Source organism: Falsirhodobacter deserti (assembly GCF_004015795.1).
GTDB classification, from domain to species: domain Bacteria; phylum Pseudomonadota; class Alphaproteobacteria; order Rhodobacterales; family Rhodobacteraceae; genus Falsirhodobacter; species Falsirhodobacter deserti.
The window spans coordinates 2,159,482-2,176,269 of record NZ_ML137218.1; the positions used below are offsets into that span (position 1 = coordinate 2,159,482).

Consider the following 16,788-nt stretch of genomic DNA (forward strand, 5'->3'; position numbering starts at 1 on the left):
GGACGATCGTGGCAGGAATACGCGCACTGACGCTCGCCGCAACCCTTGGCCTCACGACAGCCGGAGGGGCGCATGCGCTGGACCGGGTCGTATTCCAGGTGGTCGGCAACGACGAGGATCTGACCGAGACGCTGCGCGGCGCTTCGTTGACAGCCGAAGTGGCCGAGGATCCGGACCGGCATGACGAACTGTTCGGCGCGGCGCAGGCCGATTACGGCCGCCTGATCGGGGCGATGTATGGCGTCGGCCGCTATTCCCCCGTCATCCACATCACCATCGACGGGCGCGAGGTGGCATCGATCCAGCCGCTGAATGCCCCTGACCCGCAGAGCATCCGCGAGATCCGCTTCCTCGTCGATCCGGGGCCGGAGTTCCGCTTTTCCCGCGCCGTCGTCACCCCTTATGTGGAAGGGACCGAGTTCCCCGACGACTTCCGCGACGGCGCCGTGGCCGAATCCGGCCTGATTGCCGATGCGGCGCGGGCCGGCGCGGAACGCTGGCGCGAGGAAGGCCATGCAAAGGTCGCTGTGGCCGAGGAACGCATCACGGCCGACCACCTGCGCGACACCCTGTCCGCCGAGGTACGGCTGGCCCCCGGCCCGCGCCTGCGCTTCGGCGAAATGAAGGTGCGGGGCCAGAAACGCATGGACCCGCGCCGGATCGAAAAGATCGCCGGCCTGCCGGAAGGCGAAGTCTATTCCCCCGAGGATCTGGAAACCGCCGGCAACCGGCTGCGGCGCACGGGCATATTCTCGTCGGTCACGATGACGGAAGGCGATGTGCTGGCCCCCGACCTGCTGCCCATCACCACCACGGTGGTGGAACAGCTTCCCCGCCGCTACAGCCTTGGTGCCGAAATTTCGTCCTCCGAAGGGGCGGCGCTGACGGGATACTGGCTGCACCGCAACCTGCTGGGCGGGGGCGAGCGGTTGCGCGTGGACGCCGCGATCGAAAACATCGCGGCGCAGAATTCGGGCATGGATTACTCGCAGGGTGTGGCGCTGGAACGGCCCGCTACCCCCGATGCCGACACCACCGCCGGCGTGAATGCCCGGATAGAGCATCTGGACGAGGAGGACTACACCTCGGACGGGGTCACGCTGGGCCTGTCGTTCAACCGCATCATCAGCGAAGAGCTTTCGACCAGCCTTGGGCTGACCTATTCATATTCGGACGTGACCGACGACCTGGGCGAATACACGTTCAAGACGCTGGCCCTGCCGCTGGGCGTGGTCTGGGACACGCGCGATGACGATCTGGATGCAACCGGCGGCGTTTATGTGAATGCGACGGCGCAGCCCTTCGCCGGTTCGGGCGACGCGGATTCAGGCTTTCGGGCCACCATGGATGCGCGCGGATATTACAGCCTTGGAACCCCTCGCCGCGTGACCCTTGCCGGGCGGGTGCAGGCAGGTCAGATCTTCGGGACGGACCTTCTGAACACGCCCCGCGATTACCTGTTCTATTCGGGCGGCGGCGGAACCGTGCGCGGCCAACCCTATCAGTCGCTTGGAGTTTACCCCAGCGCAGACGACCCCGATTACAAGATTGGGGGCGCGGCCTTTCTTGCCGCCTCAGTGGAGGCGCGGGTGATGGTGACCGACAATATCGGCGTTGTCGGCTTCTTTGACGCGGGTCGCGTCGGGGCTGACGGCTTTTCGGACATGCAGGAACAAAGCGGTGCCGGCCTTGGCATCCGCTATGACACGGGGGTGGGGCCGATCCGGCTGGACGTGGCCGCCCCCGTTTCGGGCGGCACGGGCGAAGGCGTGCAAATCTACGTGGGCATAGGGCAGGCATTCTGATGCGGAAAACCGTCATACTTCTTCTGGCCCTTCTGCCCGCCGGCGCGCTGGCGCAGGATCAGGGCGGCGAGGCTGATCGCGGCTGGCTGGAAGGCATCATCGAGGACAACCTGTCAACCTCGGGCCGCGAAGTGAACATCACCGGCTTCACCGGGGCGCTGTCGTCCCGCGCGACGCTGGACGAGTTGACCATCGCCGATGATGAAGGCGTCTGGCTGACGCTGCGCGACGTGGTGCTGGATTGGAACCGGTCCGCGCTTCTGCGGGGCCGGCTTCAGGTGACGGAACTTTCGGCCGCCGAGATCGTCGTAGCCCGCACCCCTGTTCCGCCCGAAGGGCTGGAGGCTGCGCCTTCGCCCGAAGCCTCGCCCTTCTCGCTTCCCGATCTGCCGGTCTCGATCAATATCGGGCGCATTGCCACCGAACGGCTGGAACTTGGCGCGCCCCTTCTGGGCGAGGAGGTCGTGGCCTCCATGACCGGCATGCTCGTTCTTGAAGGCGGCGAGGGCGGCGTGACCATCAACGCCCGGCGCATCGATGACGGCCCGGATCTGGACCTGTCGCTGAATGCCAGCTTTGCCAACGAAACGCGCCAGCTGCTGATGGACCTTGCCCTGCATGACGAGGCCGGCGGCCTTGTCACCCGCAAGCTGGGCCTTCCCGGCGCCCCCTCGCTTGATCTGACGGTGACCGGCACCGCCCCCATCGACAATTACACCGCCCAAATCACGCTGGCGACGGACGGACAGCCCCGCATCGGCGGCGAGGTTACGATTCGTGCACCCGCCAATGGCCCCATGGGGTTTGGCGCATCCCTGTCGGGCAATGCAGCGCCGCTGTTCCTGCCCGATTACGCGGAGTTCTTCGGGGACGACCTTGCGCTTCAGGTGCAAGGTACCCGCAGCACCGAAGGGGTGCTGGACATCCCCACCCTGTCACTTACGGCGCAGCAACTGCAACTGGGCGGTGCGGTCACGGTTGGCGTCGACGGGCTGCCCGATCGCGTGGATCTGACCGGTCGTATTGCCGCGCCCGATGGCGATGCGGTGCTTCTGCCCCTTCCCGCGGAACAGGAAACGCGCATTCGCAGCGCTGATCTGGACGTGCAGTTCGATGCCAGCCAGTCCGATGACTGGCGGGGTGCGATCCGCATCGCGGATCTTGATCGTGCCGATTTCGCTGCGGACACGCTGGCATTGACCGGCACTGGACGCATCGTTCCGGGCAACCTTCAGCAGGTGACTGCCGATCTGGATCTGGCCGCCACCGGCCTTGTCGCCGCCGATCCCGGCCTGAACGACGCACTGGGCCAAGAGGTGACCGGCGCAGCCCGGATCGAATGGACGCAGGGCGAGGATGGTCTGCAGGTTCCGTCTTTGGCGCTGACCGGTGCCGATTACGGGCTTGAGGCGGATGCCGTCATCCAAGGGATTTCCACTGGCGTGACCATCGACGGCGGCGCCACCGCGACGCTGGGTGATCTGTCGCGCTTTGCCACCATCGCGGGCCGCCCGCTTTCAGGCGCGGCCGAAGCCACCATGCGTGGCAGTTATACCGTGCTGGAAGGCGGTTTCGACCTTGTGGCAGATGTGACGGGCACCGATCTGTCGGCAGGCATTCCGCAGGTGGACGGGCTGCTTGCGGGCCAATCCACCATCCATCTTTCGGCGCTGCGCGATGCTGCCGGCACCCGCATCCGCGATTTCACCGTGGATGCGCAGGATCTGACGGCAACGGCAGAGGGTTTGATCTCCAGCACCGGAAGCAATCTGAACGCAACCGTGGAAGCTGCGGACCTGTCGGTTCTTGGCGCGCAATACGGGGGGCAGGCAACGGCGCAGGTGGCCTTCACCGGCACGGTGGATGATGGCACGCTGCGGCTGACCGCGGATGGAACCGATATCCGCACCGGCATCGCCGAAGCGGACGGTCTGCTGCGCGGCGCTTCCACCATCCGGGTCGAGGCGGGGCTTGAAGACGGCGCCGCCGTGATCCGACAGGCAGAGGTGAACGGCAATGCCATGAGCCTGACCGCCGAAGGGCGGCTGGCCCAGACCGGCAGCGACGTGACCGCGCGGCTGGACCTGACCGACCTGTCCGTGATCGGCCCGCAATATGGCGGATCCGTCAACACCGCCGTCACCTTCACCGGCACCCCGGCAAACGGCACCGTGACGGTGGATGGAACGGCCAGCAACATCTCGGTCGCGCAGGATGAGGCGAACCGGCTGCTGCGGGGGGATTCCCGCATCTCGGCCGCGATGTCCCTGACGGATGGGCGTGTGGTGGTGCAGCAGGCCGATATCCGCAATCCGCAGATCACCCTCAACGCCACCGGCACCCCGATTGATGGCGGCCAGCAACTGGACCTGACCGCGCGGCTGGCCAACCTAGGCATCCTGCTGCCGCAATTCCCCGGTGCCGTTTCGGTGTCCGGAACAGTTACGCAGCGCCCGCAGGGATATGATCTGAACCTGACGGCGCAAGGGCCGGGCGGCATCGATGCCCGCGCAAACGGGAGTGTCGCGGCCGATTTCGGCGGTGCCAACCTTGCCCTTTCCGGTTCGGCGCAGGCGGCATTGGCCAACGCGTTCCTGACGCCGCGCAGCGTGAACGGCCCCGTCAGCTTCGATCTGCGCGTGAACGGCCCGCTGGCCCCCGAGTCCGTCAGCGGCACGTTTCGCGCCAACGGGCTGAGCCTTGTGGACCCCAGCACCAACATCGCGCTGAACGCCATCAACGCCACGGTGAACCTTGGCGGCAACACGGCCCGCATCGACGCCTCTGCCGCGCCAGAGGAAGGCGGCCGCATCACCGCGAACGGCACCATCGGGCTTGCCGCCCCGTACAACGCGGACCTGACGGTGAACCTGAACCGGGCGGTCTTCAGTGACCCGTCGCTGTTCCGCACCACGGCGGGCGGCAGCGTCCGGCTGAGCGGACCGCTGACGGGCAACGGCCTGATCGCGGGCCGCATCGTGCTGGAGGAAACGGAAGTTCAGGTGCCTTCGGGCGGGCTCGGCACGGCCGGCACACTGCCCGGCCTGAACCACATCAACGAACCGCGCGATGTCCGCGCAACCCGGGCCCGCGCGCGCCTGGACGAGGAGGAGGACACCGGCGGCGCAAGCGGCGGTGCGGGTGGGCTGCGGCTGGACCTGACCGTTTCCGCCCCCAACCGCATCTTCATCCGCGGGCGCGGCCTTGATGCCGAGCTGGGGGGGGAGCTGCGGCTGACGGGAACCACCTCAAACATCGTTCCCATCGGCGCGTTCGAGCTGATCCGCGGGCGGCTGGACATCCTTGGCCGGCGGCTGGATCTTGACCGTGCCCGTCTTTCGCTGGAGGGGGATTTCGTGCCGCAGCTGAACGTCATCGCCTCAAGCGAAAGCAACGGCGTGACCAGCTTTGTCAACATCGTCGGTCGTGCCGATGATCCGGAGGTGACCTTCAGCTCCAACCCCGACCTGCCGCAGGAAGAGGTGCTGGCCCAGCTTCTGTTCGGGCGCGACCTGTCCTCGATCTCTCCGCTTCAGGCGGCGCAGCTTGCCAATGCGGTGGCCACGCTGGCCGGTCGCGGCGGGCAGGGCATCGTGGGGAACCTGCGCCAGAGCTTCGGGCTGGACGATCTTGACGTGACCACCAACGATACCGGCGATGCCGCGGTGCGGGCGGGCAAATACATCTCTGACAAGGCATATACCGCAGTGGAGGTGGACGCGCAGGGCCAAAGCTCGGTCAGTCTGAACCTAGATGTGTCCAGCAGCCTGACGGTGCGTGGCACGACCGGCACCGCCGAAGGCAGCACCGGCATCGGCATCTTCTGGGAACGCGATTACTGAGACCGGCGAAGGGCGGCGCGATCGGCATCGACCGCCGCCCCCAGCAGGATCGCAAAGCCCGAAAGATACATCCACATCAACAGTGCGATCACTGCCCCGATGGACCCGTAAACCTGATTGTAGCTGTGAAAGTTGCTCAGGTAGAAAACGAAGCCGCGTGACACCAGTGCCCAAAGCACCACGGCCACGGCAAGGCCGGGCGTGAAGATGGGGCGTCTTTCCCCTTCGGGCCGGTTGGGGCCAAGGCGGTACACAAGCGCGATGCCGAACACCACCAGCATCAGCCCCAGGGCGAAGTTCAGGTATTCCAACATCAAGCCCGCCATGAAGTCCAGCGGCAGGTAACGGACCACCACCGGCACCACCACGGCCAGCGTCATCGCCGACAGCACGACCCCCACCAGCGTCAATGTCAGCAGAAGCGACCGGATGGTGTGCATCACCCCTCCCCGCTGCGGCAGGTGATGGATGCGGTTGATCCCCGAGATCAGCGAGGATACCCCCGCCCGCGACGACCATATCGCAAGCATCGTGGAGATGAAGGTCGTCCAGCCCAGATCGCGCGAATTCGCGGCCAGCAGCGCCTCCACCTGTTCCGATATCAGGCGATACGCGTCGCCGGGCAGGAAATCCTGCGTCAGCGTCACCTGCCCGCGGATCACGGTCGGATCGGCGGCAAAGCCCCAGATCGCGATGATGGCGGCAACGGCGGGGAAGATGGACAACAGCCCGTAAAAAGCCATCCCCGCCGAGATCATGAACAGATCGGCCACCTCGATCCGCTTTTGCAGGCGCCGCATCCAGCGCCAGACCTTGTTCGACATTCGAGGGCCCTCCTGTCACGCCCCTTGCTTGGGCGCGGGCGTGATCAGGAACAACCAGATCAGAAGCTGCGTGAAACCTGCAGCGCGACCCCAAGGCCGCGATCGATATCTGCCCGATCCAGATCATAGGACTGGTAGGTCAGATCACCCGTCACACGAAGCCCGTCCCAGTCTTTCGTTGCCCCCACGCGCGCCACAGCACCATCAACAGCAACCGAGGACAGCCGGTGATCGTTCCGCCCCGCGGTGTTGATGTCGTGATACCCGACCGACCAGTGCAGGCCGAAGCCGGGCAGCTCATGCTCCACGTAAAGCTGCAGCATGCGGGAATCGGTATCCAGCGGCAGGCCAAGAACATCCCCTTTATGGGTGTATCCGCCGGGATAGGCCGCGTTGTTATAGGCTGTCCCGTCGCCGCAGAAACCGTTCCGGGTTTCCGAAATCTCGGTCGTGGCGCCTTCCACGGTCACCATGGTGGGAACGCCGAAGACGTGGCCGCGCCCCTCGATCCCGCCAAGATACATGAAGCAGGAGGGGAGCCCGCCCGATTCATCCTCTCCGATGGCCTGGGCATAGATGCGGATGGGCGCTACACTTTCAGGCAGGGCATAGGACAGCCCCACGCCCGCAAGCTGGTTCGCCTCGGACCCCGGACCTTCGTTCGTGTTGCCCCACAACGCGTCGGAGAACGTGGACGAACCGGCCCCGTATTGCGCCATGCGGACAAGGTCGATTTCTAGCCCCTGAACCGGCTGAAGCTGCAGGCGCATTCCCAGAATGTCCGTGTCATCGGGGTTTGCATCGCCGCTGGTGCGGCCAACGAAGATCTCGCCGCCCCAAGGGCCAAGCCATGACAGCCACGGCGTGTCGAAAGCGGTAAGCTCCTCCTTGCGGACATAGACAGATGGGAAGGGCCGCGCATTGCCCGACATGACCAGCGAGTTATAGCGCGAAGGCGACCAGTGCCGCGCCACCGCGCCCGCACCGAAGGCGAAATCGCCGGCATAAACCTCGGCAAAGCTGTGATCGAGGCGGAGCCCATCATCGTCATCCTCGGCCGAGAGGGTAACGCCCAGCGCGAAACGGTCGGTCCGTCGTTCCCAGGCCACGCCGCCGGTGACGTTTTCGCTGAAGCCCAGAACCTGCCGCTGGCCCAGCGTCGGTTGCGTGGCACCGCCCGCGAACACGGTCCAGCGGTCCTGCGCCTGTGCCGGCAGGGCCAGAAGCGCCGCCCCCAGACAAAGGGAACCAATCGTCGTCAAAGGCGTCAGCCGGATCATCTTCACCATCCACTTTTATTGTCGTGCCGAAGATACGCCACATGCGGCGCGAGGAAAGGGCCTTATGCCGAAGCGGTCGCTTCCACCGCCATCTCGGGGCCGTATCCTTCAACCCAGCGGGTCAGAAGCTCTATGGCAGCACCGGAATCGCCTGTCGCGAGGGTGGATCGCAGAAGGCGCAGAACGCCCGCCATCTCGGTTTCGGACAGGCAATTCTCGCGGGCGCGAAGGATCTTCGGATGCGGGGTGGTCAGAAGCCCCTCCCCGATCAGCAGTTCCTCGTGCAGCTTTTCACCGGGGCGCAGGCCGGTCACCACGATCTCGATCTCTCCGTCCGGATTGTCGGCATCGCGCACGGTGCAGCCTGCGGCCTCGATCATCTGGCGGGCAAGATCGCGTATCTTCACCGGCTTGCCCATGTCCAGCACGAACACCTCGCCCCCGCAGTCATTGGCGGCGAAGGAACCGGCCAGCATCACCAGGCGGGCAGCCTCGGAGATGGTCATGAAGAAACGTGTCACATCCTCATGCGTCAGCGTCACGGGGCCGCCGCGCGCGATCTGGTCGCGAAACAGCGGGATGACCGAACCGGAAGAGCCGAGCACGTTGCCAAAGCGCACCATCGAAAACACGGTCCCGGGCGAGCGGCGGGCCAGGTCCTGCACGACCAGTTCCGCCAGCCGCTTCGATGCACCCATCACGTTGGTCGGACGCACCGCCTTGTCCGTGGAAATCAGGATGAACCGCGCCACCCCCGCCTCGCGCGCGGCATCGGCAAAGGTGCGGGTACCCAGCACGTTGTTGGCCAGACCGGCCAGCGGGTTCGCCTCCACCAGCGGGACATGCTTGTAGGCGGCGGCATGGAAAACAACATCGACGTCGTACTGCTCCATCACCATCCGGGCCAGACGTGCATCGGTGACGGTGCCCAGAACCGGAGAGATTTCCACCTCCAGATCGCGGGCCATGTCGCGCAATTCCCGTTCGATCGTGTAAAGCGCAAATTCCGACACTTCGAATAAGACGATGCGGCGGGGGCGTGCGGCCAGGATCTGGCGGCAAAGCTCGGACCCGACAGACCCGCCCGCACCCGATACCAGAACCACGCGGCCGGTATAGGCATCCGCGCCCTCCGGCAGCACGGCCTCGATCTGGCGGCGATTAAGAAAGCGGCCGGGCACCACGGGGGCCAGATGGTCGACCAGCGCCTCTTCGCCAACCAGTTGCGCGAACGAGGGCAGCGCCATGACCTTCAGGCCGTTCTCCTCCAGCCGGCGGGCAAGCTGCGTCTGCCGCGTGGGCGAGGCGGAGGGCATGGCCAGCAGCACCCGCTTCACGTCATGCGATTCGACCAGCCGCGCGATATTTGCGGGCGGAATCACCTTCAGGCCCGAAATCGTCAGCCCTTGAATGGCAACGTTGTCATCGACGAAAGCCAGCGGCGAAATGCTCGGGTGCGACCGCAGGGCCGCCGCAAGCTGGACGCCCGTGGTGCCCGCGCCATAGATCAGCACGCGATTTGGCGGCTTGCCCTGCCGCAGCGCCCACATCAAGGCGCACAACATCATCATCCGGCTTCCGACCGACAGAATGAAATAAAGCAGCCCGAACACGATCACGATCGATCCCGGCAGGTTCATCCCCGTGGTCAGGATGAATACCCCACGCAGAACCGACAAAAGCGCCGCAGCAAGGGCGACGGTCAGGATCGCCCGCGTTTCGAAAGCCTTCAGCTGGATGCGATGGATGCGCAGCAGGACGGAAAGCGCACCCGCAAGAATGCCGATTGCCGGAAGCAGGGGCACAACCTGCATTATCGCTGGCCAGAACATCACCCCGTTGTGGATCACCGCAACCGCAAGGATCAGGGCCAGTGGGGCCAGCATTATATCCGTCAGCAGCAGGATCGCCTGCTTGTGCCTGCGCGTCATCCCGTTGAACAGGCGGAACGCCTGGGCGCGCAGCACGGACATGCGATCTGATCTCCTGTTCAGGCGGTGAATGGCAGATATGGCCCTTTACCCGGCTTAGGTTTCGCAAGGAAATAGAGCAAGCCCGCAGCCGCGGGATAGGCGGATTTCTTCACGTCAGCTACGACGCAGGACGCGGCGGGCCGTTTGCCAGATCAGAACAAGGTCAAAACAGACGCTTTGATGCGCCTGATAGATCAGATCCAGCTTCGCCTTGCGAGGAATCGATCGGCGGACATAAACGATATCGGTTTCCTCGGCGGTGCGGCATGAGGCAAGGATACGCTCCTCGAACCGGTGGATATGCAGCGAGGCAAGACCGGTGATGCCCGGGCGGCTTTGCAGCACCTGCCCGTAAAGCGCGGGAAAACGCTCCACATACTGGCGCAGCGGGGGGCGCGGGCCGACAAAGCTCATATCGCCGCGCAGCACGTTCCACAGCTGCGGGATCTCGTCCGCGCGGGTCTTGCGCAGCATCCGGCCAAGGGGAGATACACGGGCGGCCTTGTCGCCACCCGAAACGCCCGCCTCGTTCGGGCCGGCGGGCCGCATGGTGCGCAGCTTCCACAGCGCGAACGGCCGGCCCGGCGCCTTCATTCTTTCGGCAACATAGAAGATCGGACGCCCCTGCACCGCCAGCAGCAAAAGGCACAGGATCAGGAACGGCGCCGCCAGCAGCACCGAAAGCGCCAACGCCAAGGCGATGTCGAAAAGGCGTTTCTGCGGCGTCATCCCCGCCACTCCGCCACCATACGCGCGGGATCGGCGGGGGGCAGGGGGCAGATCGCCTGCAGCCGGGTCGTATCGAGGCCGACGCGGGGAATCGTCCCTTCCCGCGGCGGGCCGAAGCGCCAGGGGATGCCTGCCGCCGCCAGCAGGGCCGACATGGCGACGGGCGGCGGTTCGGCGATGTTCAAGATGCGGGGCAACGAAGGGGCCTGCATCAGCGCCCATAGCACCCGCGCCAGCGTGACCGGCCCGATATACGACCGGACAGGCCCGCTTTCGCCTGCCGGATCAAGCGTCACCTCCTCCGCAGCACGGCCAAGAAGCGCATCCGCACCTGCCACGTTGCCCAGCCGCAGGATCGTCGCGCTGCCCGCCAGCGCCTCCATCCGCAGCTTGGCCTGCCCATAGGCGTTCAGCGGCGCGGTCGTGTCATCTTCACTGAAATCCCGATCGCCGCGCCCATAAACGGCGGCCGAGGAAAGCAGGAACACCCGCGCGCCCCGCCGTGCCCCTTCGGTGATCGCGGCGGCGGCCGTGGTCACGTTATCGTCCAGCGGGCCGGCGGGATCTGTCACCCCGGCAAGGTTCAGGATCACCCCGCCCTGCCCGGCGGGCCATGCCTGCCCGCGCGCCAGCCAAACGGCATCCGGCCAATGGGGGCGCAGCAGCCGTGCCAGCCGCCCCGTGGCGCCCGTCACGATCAGGTCAGTCTGCAGCATTCTCGAACCGCACCCGCATCTCGCGCAGGACGGGAAGAACCGCCCGCACCTTTTCCGGCCCCAATGCCCGCACAACATCGGCCACCAGCGGCACGATAGCCTCGACGGCAGCATCCCGCGCCTGCCGCCCCGCCGGAGAGATGGCGACGAACTTGCGACGCGCATCATCCCAGTCCGGCCGGATATGAACGTGTCCTGCCCATTCCAGCTTGGCCAGCGTGTTGGTCATCGCCCCGCGCGTGACGCGGAACGCCTTGGCAAGCTGCGCCGGCGTCCGTTCCTCGCCAAGGCGGGCAAGGTGGTTCAGAACACCGAAATGCGACAGCTCCATCCCTTTGGGCAGCACCTTCGATATGCGGTTGCGGGCAAGCTGGTCGGTCATGAACAGCTCGCCGAACAGCGAGATCGCGATATCGTCGGTGCGGTCGGCCATCCGCTCAGTCGGCAAGCATCGGGTCAAGCCCGCCGCGCGCATCAAGCGCATGAAGCTCGTCGCTGCCGCCCACATGGGTGCCGCCGATGAAGATCTGCGGCACGCTGCGCTTTCCGCCCGCACGTTCGGTCATGGCGGTGCGAAGCGAGGGGTCGCGGCTGACATCGGTTTCGACATATGCCACGCCCTTGCGCGTCAGCAGCGCCTTGGCCGAATGGCAATAAGGGCAGGTCGGGGTGGTATAGATCTCGACGGTTTTCATTGCGGCTTCCTTTCGGCTTTCTTCCTATCTAGGGAGTTTTTCCGACCCGCGCCAGCACCGCAACCGACACATCCGCCGCGCCCGCATCCAGACAGGCCTCTGTTGCGGCGGCAAGAGTGGCCCCAGTGGTCATCACATCATCGACCAGCAGGACGTGCCGCCCCGCCACCCGCGCCGGCCGCTTCACATGCAAGGCTCCGCTCATGTTCTCGAACCGGCCCTGCCTGTCATGGCCCTCCTGACTGCCCGTGTTGCGGGCGCGAACCAGAAGATCAGGCACATGGGACAGCGAGGCTGCCTTCGCCAGCGCCCCCGAAAGCAACGCCGCCTGGTTGTATCGCCGCCGGATCAGCCGCAGCCAATGCAGCGGAACGGGGGCCACCAGCATGTCAGGCATCAGAACTGGCGCGGCCGCGCGGGCCACCCAGCGCCCCAGCGGCCGCGCCAGATCCTGCCGGTCGCCATGCTTCAGCGCCAGCACCAGCCGCCGGGCGTTGCCACCATAGGCCAGTGCGGCGCGACCGCGGCTCCATGGTGGTTGCAGCGTCAGGCAATCGTCGCAGATGCCGCCCTCCTCGCCCATCATGGAAGCGCCGCAGCGGTCGCAGACAGTGCCGCCGATGAACGGGGTGTCGCGCCAGCAGGCGGGGCACAGGCCACCCTCGGCCGCCACCTCGGTCCCGCAGCACAGACAGGATGCAGGGTAGAAGATTCGCAGCGCCGCTTGCATTCCCATCGGAGCCTCCACACATTGCGGCGCATGATACCGCAGCTGACAGACCGCACCGCCCTGACGCAGCACCGCGCCCGCGCCACCCGCGAGGCGCTGTTCCTGCACGAGGACGTGGCGGCCGAAGCGCAGGAAAGGCTGAACGAGGTTAACAGGACGTTTACGGACGCCGTTGTCGTGACGCCCTTTCCCGAGCTTTGGCCCGGTTTCCGCACGGTTCCCGATGCCGAGGTGCTGGAGCTGGAGCCGCAGTCGCAGGATCTGGTGATCCATGCCCTGTGCCTGCACTGGGCGAATGATCCGGTGGGGCAACTGGTGCAATGCCGCCGTGCCCTGCGCCCCGACGGGCTGCTGCTTTGCGCGACCCTTGGCGGGCAAACGCTGCATGAACTGCGAGCCGTTCTGGCCGAGGCGGAGGCCGCCGTCAGCGGTGGGCTTTCCCCGCGCGTTCTGCCGATGGCCGACATCCGCGATCTGGGCGGGCTGATGCAGCGGGCGGGGCTGGCGCTGCCGGTGGCCGACACCTTCACGCGCCGTGTCACCTATCGCGATGCGCTGCACCTGATGCATGATCTGCGGGCGATGGGCGAAACCTCGGCCCTTACCGGACGCCCCCGCCATTTCACGAAACGGTCAGTTCTGATGGAAGCGGCACGCCGGTATCACGAGGCTTTCGGGGATGCCGATGGGCGCGTTGGGGCAACGGTGGAAACGGTGTGGCTGACGGGTTGGGCCCCTGCCGACAGCCAGCCGCAGCCCTTGCGCCCGGGATCGGCCACCCACAGCCTTGCCGAGGCGCTGCGCCCGAAGGATTGACGCTCCCGACAGGGCGCGTATCTCAGATGCCAGCCAAAGGAGCCGCGTCATGTCCCATCTTCCGTCCGATCACCCGCCCATGAAACCGCGACGGGTCGGTGTTCTGCTGGCCAACCTGGGAACGCCAGACGGGTATGATTACTGGAACATGCGCCGCTATCTGTCAGAATTTCTGTCGGACCGCCGCGTGATCGATTACCCGCGCTGGAAATGGCAGCCGCTTCTGCAAACTGTGATTCTGGCGAAACGGCCTTTCACCTCGGGGGCGAATTACAAATCCATCTGGAATCACGATAAGGGCGAAAGCCCTCTGATGACGATCACGAAGGACCAGACCGCCGCACTGGCCGCCGAACTGCCCGAGGTGATGGTCGATTTCTGCATGCGCTATGGCAATCCGTCGACCGAATCGAAGGTAAAGGCGATGGTGGATGCCGGCTGCGATAAGATCCTGTTCGTGCCGCTTTATCCGCAATATGCGGGTGCGACGACGGCTACCGCCAATGACGCCTTCTTCCGCGCGGTCATGAAGCAGTTCCGTGCGCCCGCGGTCCGCACCATGCCGGAATACTTTGCCCACCCCGCCTATGTCGGTGCACTGGCCGGTTCTGTCCGTGAAGCGTGGGATGCGCTGGATGACAAGCCCGAGGTTCTTATTGCCTCCTATCACGGAATGCCGAAGCGCTATCTGATGGAAGGCGACCCCTATCACTGCAAGTGTCAGAAAACGACGCGCCTGCTGCGTGAAGCACTTGGCTGGGAAAAGGATGCCATCCAGACCACCTTCCAGTCCGTCTTCGGCCCGGAAGAATGGCTGCGCCCCTACACGGTGGAACATGTGGCAGAACTGGCGAAGCAGGGCCGCCGCCACATCGCCGTTGTCGCGCCCGCCTTTTCGGCCGACTGCATCGAAACGCTGGAGGAGATCAACGGAGAGATCCGCGAGGCCTTCCTTCATGCAGGTGGCGAACGCTTCACCTACATCCCCTGCCTGAACGACCGCGCCGACCATATCGCCGCCATGGCGCAGATCATCCGCGAGGAACTGACCGGCTGGCTGTGAAAAAGGAAAAGGCGGTGGATCGCTCCACCGCCTTTCCCTGATTCTGTTTTTCCTGAAAAATCAGGAAGCAGCGGCAGCAGCGACGACCAGCAGCAGCAGCAGCGGAACGACCACACCGGCCGAGGAGGAAGAGGTGTTTTCTTCCACAACGGTCGGCTGCATGACCGGCTCCATGACCGGCTCAGCCATGCCGCCTGCGTAGGCGGAAGTAGCGGCGACCGAGAGAGCGGCGGCGAGTGCGAGTTTCTTCATTTTGACCTCCAGTTACTGCTCAACGTCTTTGCTTTCAGAGGCGACGTTGCGCATCCAAGACTGTTCCTCGTACGAAATGCATAAGCATCTCGGTAACGTGAATGCAATCGGCAGGTTCTGGTTCCTTCAAAGACTCGGATACGTTGTCAAATTAGCAACACTTGGGTGCCGACTTTGCACAGCGAATACAACTCCACGATGTGCTCGTTATACAGCCCGACGCAGCCGCTGGAGGATGCGCGGCCGATCTTGCGCGTGTCATGTGTACCGTGGATTCGGTAGTATTGCCATGACAGATACAGGGCCCGCACGCCCAACGGATTATCGGGTGCACCGCCCTGAACAACCTCCGGCCATTCAGGGTTCCGCTCGCGCATGGAGGGTGTCGGGCGCCAGGACGGATTCTCCCGCATCTCCACAACCTGAGTGCGGCCCCGGCGTGTCAGATCTTCCGAAAGCGGGATGGAACAGGGATAGAGTTTGTACGTCGCCTGATCTTCCGACCAGAAGTGCAGCGCCCGCGACGTCAGGTCCACCAGAATCGCGCCGTTGCGCGTGTTGTCGAAGTGGTTGCGCCAGTCCAGCATGCGGAAGCTGGACACGTTGGACCGCGTCGTGGCGGGGCCTTCCATCTGCGTGGTGCCCTGCATCACGGTGTTCTGCGCCTGTGCGAAGGCCGGAAGCGCAAGAGAGCCTGCCGCAGCCGCAGCCGCAGCGCCCAGAAGTGCCCGCCGGTTGATTCCGTCACCCATTCTCGTTCTCCTCAGTCGATCCGCAACGAAAATCGGCGGCGATCGCCGCGCATCATACCGGCCCCTCTGCAAGGCGGCAAATCACGAAGCAAGCATCGCTGTCATGTCACGCAGAGTTGCGTTTGCCGCGGCGTATGGAATTGAATAGAAGCGTTGCTGAAATCTTCTACGGGACAGACATGAAACACCTCTCCATCCTTGCGATCTGCGGGGCGGTCGCCCTTTCAGCCTGTTCGCCCGGTCCCACCCAGACCGCCGGCAGTCCGCGCGTTTACCGGGTGGAGGCAGGGCAGGAGGCCGAGGTTACCTACCGCATGCTGGATTCGGTCAACTCGCTGCGTCAGGCGCGGGGGCTTCGCCCCCTGCAACTGAACGCGGCGCTGACGGCAGCGGCCGCCACCCATTCGCGTGACATGTCGGTTCAGAACCGCCCGTGGCACTTCGGCTCCGACGGCTCCTCGCCCTTGGTGCGGGCACAGCGCGCAGGGTATACCGGCAGCCTGCTGGGCGAGGATATCGCCGAAACCTACCAAACCGAGATCGAGACGCTGGGCGACTGGATGAAGCAGGTCGGCACGCGCGAGGTCGTGCTGAACCCGGCGGCCACGGACATGGGTTTTGCCTGGTATCAGGAGCCCACGGGCAAGCTTTGGTGGACGATCGTCACCGGTGCGGGCGGCGGCGGATACATGCCACAGATGGCCAGCGCCATGTAAGACAAAGGCCCCGGAACTCCGGGGCCTTTTGCACTACGGCAGGATTTGGATGACGGTGCCATCGCGCACCATGGCATAGATCTCCTCCACCTCCTCATCCGTCACGGCGATGCAGCCCCACGTCCAGTCGCCCTGCGTCTGCCGGCCCGGTGGCTGGCCGTGGATGAAGATGTCGCCCCCCGGCAGCTTGCCGTTCGCCAGCGCGTGAATGCGCTCGTTGGCGTTGGGATAGGATACCCCCAGCGACAGGTGAAAGGCGCTGTTGGGATTGCGGCGATCGATATAGTAGGTGCCTTCGGGGGTTTTACCGTCCCCTTCGAACTGCTTGTGCCCTTCGGGGGCAAAGCCCAGCGCGATGTCATAAGCCTTCACGACCTGCGTCCCGCTCAGCATGTACATCTTGCGATTCGCCTTCTGGACCTGGATTTGGGTGATTGCAGGCCCGTCATAGGTCTTGAACGTGCTGGGCGGCGCACTGCCGCACGAAACCAGCACTGTCATCAGCGCCAGCGCGATAAACGTCTTCACTGCCCGCATTAGTCTGCCGTTTTTGGAGTTTTGCCAAAAATACCCCAGAATCGGGGCAAGTGCATAG

The 16,788-nt window shown here is 65.0% G+C and carries 16 protein-coding genes; 5 read left to right on the forward strand and 11 right to left on the reverse strand.

The annotated features are described in order from the left end of the window. Positions 1–8: 8 nt before the first annotated feature. Together JX25_RS10920 and JX25_RS10925 are read left to right on the forward strand one after the other, a co-directional pair. Entirely contained in the window at positions 9–1,805 is a 1,797-nt protein-coding gene (locus JX25_RS10920; RefSeq protein WP_241557911.1) for an autotransporter assembly complex protein TamA, read from the forward strand. Continuing rightward, positions 1,805–5,647: a translocation/assembly module TamB domain-containing protein gene (locus JX25_RS10925; protein WP_128255008.1), complete on the forward strand. Its 3,843-nt coding sequence runs from the start codon at positions 1,805–1,807 to the stop codon at positions 5,645–5,647. Before JX25_RS10920 ends, JX25_RS10925 begins: the two co-directional genes overlap by 1 nt. Here JX25_RS10925 and JX25_RS10930 read toward each other — a convergent pair. From JX25_RS10930 to JX25_RS10965, 8 genes are all read right to left on the reverse strand, one after another. Beyond that, entirely contained in the window at positions 5,641–6,471 is an 831-nt protein-coding gene (locus tag JX25_RS10930) for a YihY/virulence factor BrkB family protein (protein WP_128255009.1), read from the reverse strand. The genes JX25_RS10925 and JX25_RS10930 overlap by 7 nt on opposite strands. A 59-nt stretch (positions 6,472–6,530) precedes the next feature. Then, on the reverse strand, positions 6,531–7,751 hold the full coding sequence (locus tag JX25_RS10935) for a capsule assembly Wzi family protein (RefSeq protein ID WP_164876113.1): 1,221 nt from the start codon (positions 7,749–7,751) through the stop codon (positions 6,531–6,533). Positions 7,752–7,813: 62 nt separating this feature from the next. After that, positions 7,814–9,724, reverse strand: a complete 1,911-nt coding sequence (locus JX25_RS10940) for a polysaccharide biosynthesis protein (protein ID WP_421780729.1) — start codon at positions 9,722–9,724, stop codon at positions 7,814–7,816. 114 nt (positions 9,725–9,838) lie between these two features. After that, positions 9,839–10,453, reverse strand: a complete 615-nt coding sequence (locus JX25_RS10945; protein WP_128255011.1) for a sugar transferase — start codon at positions 10,451–10,453, stop codon at positions 9,839–9,841. Further along, complete coding sequence (locus JX25_RS10950) at positions 10,450–11,169, reverse strand: NAD-dependent epimerase/dehydratase family protein (RefSeq protein ID WP_241557912.1); 720 nt, start codon at positions 11,167–11,169, stop codon at positions 10,450–10,452. Before JX25_RS10950 ends, JX25_RS10945 begins: the two co-directional genes overlap by 4 nt. After that, positions 11,156–11,602 (reverse strand): MarR family winged helix-turn-helix transcriptional regulator, encoded by a 447-nt coding sequence (locus JX25_RS10955; protein WP_128255012.1) that lies wholly within the window; start codon positions 11,600–11,602, stop codon positions 11,156–11,158. The genes JX25_RS10950 and JX25_RS10955 overlap by 14 nt, the downstream gene beginning before the upstream one ends. 4 nt (positions 11,603–11,606) lie before the next feature. After that, on the reverse strand, positions 11,607–11,864 hold the full coding sequence (gene grxC / locus JX25_RS10960; protein WP_128255013.1) for a glutaredoxin 3: 258 nt from the start codon (positions 11,862–11,864) through the stop codon (positions 11,607–11,609). Positions 11,865–11,892: 28 nt separating this feature from the next. After that, on the reverse strand, positions 11,893–12,600 hold the full coding sequence (locus JX25_RS10965) for a ComF family protein (protein ID WP_128255014.1): 708 nt from the start codon (positions 12,598–12,600) through the stop codon (positions 11,893–11,895). A gap of 24 nt (positions 12,601–12,624) precedes the next feature. Here JX25_RS10965 and JX25_RS10970 point away from each other — a divergent pair, with 24 nt between their 5' ends. Both JX25_RS10970 and hemH read left to right on the forward strand, forming a co-directional pair. Beyond that, complete coding sequence (locus JX25_RS10970; protein ID WP_128255015.1) at positions 12,625–13,410, forward strand: methyltransferase domain-containing protein; 786 nt, start codon at positions 12,625–12,627, stop codon at positions 13,408–13,410. Between the two features lie 49 nt (positions 13,411–13,459). Next, a complete protein-coding gene (gene hemH / locus JX25_RS10975; RefSeq protein ID WP_128255016.1) occupies positions 13,460–14,473 on the forward strand; it encodes a ferrochelatase in 1,014 nt (337 codons plus the stop codon). A 60-nt stretch (positions 14,474–14,533) separates the two neighbouring features. Here hemH and JX25_RS10980 read toward each other — a convergent pair whose 3' ends face one another. Both JX25_RS10980 and JX25_RS10985 read right to left on the reverse strand, forming a co-directional pair. Next, a complete protein-coding gene (locus JX25_RS10980) occupies positions 14,534–14,725 on the reverse strand; it encodes a hypothetical protein (protein WP_128255017.1) in 192 nt (63 codons plus the stop codon). 146 nt (positions 14,726–14,871) lie between these two features. Further along, entirely contained in the window at positions 14,872–15,477 is a 606-nt protein-coding gene (locus tag JX25_RS10985) for a L,D-transpeptidase (protein ID WP_128255018.1), read from the reverse strand. A 179-nt stretch (positions 15,478–15,656) separates the two neighbouring features. Here JX25_RS10985 and dalA point away from each other — a divergent pair, with 179 nt between their 5' ends. Next, complete coding sequence (dalA, locus tag JX25_RS10990; protein WP_128255019.1) at positions 15,657–16,193, forward strand: divisome-associated lipoprotein DalA; 537 nt, start codon at positions 15,657–15,659, stop codon at positions 16,191–16,193. 33 nt (positions 16,194–16,226) lie between these two features. Here the strand turns inward: dalA and JX25_RS10995 are convergent, their stop codons facing one another. Next, positions 16,227–16,730, reverse strand: coding sequence for a L,D-transpeptidase family protein (locus tag JX25_RS10995; RefSeq protein ID WP_128255020.1), 504 nt, complete (start codon positions 16,728–16,730; stop codon positions 16,227–16,229). Positions 16,731–16,788 lie beyond the last annotated feature (58 nt).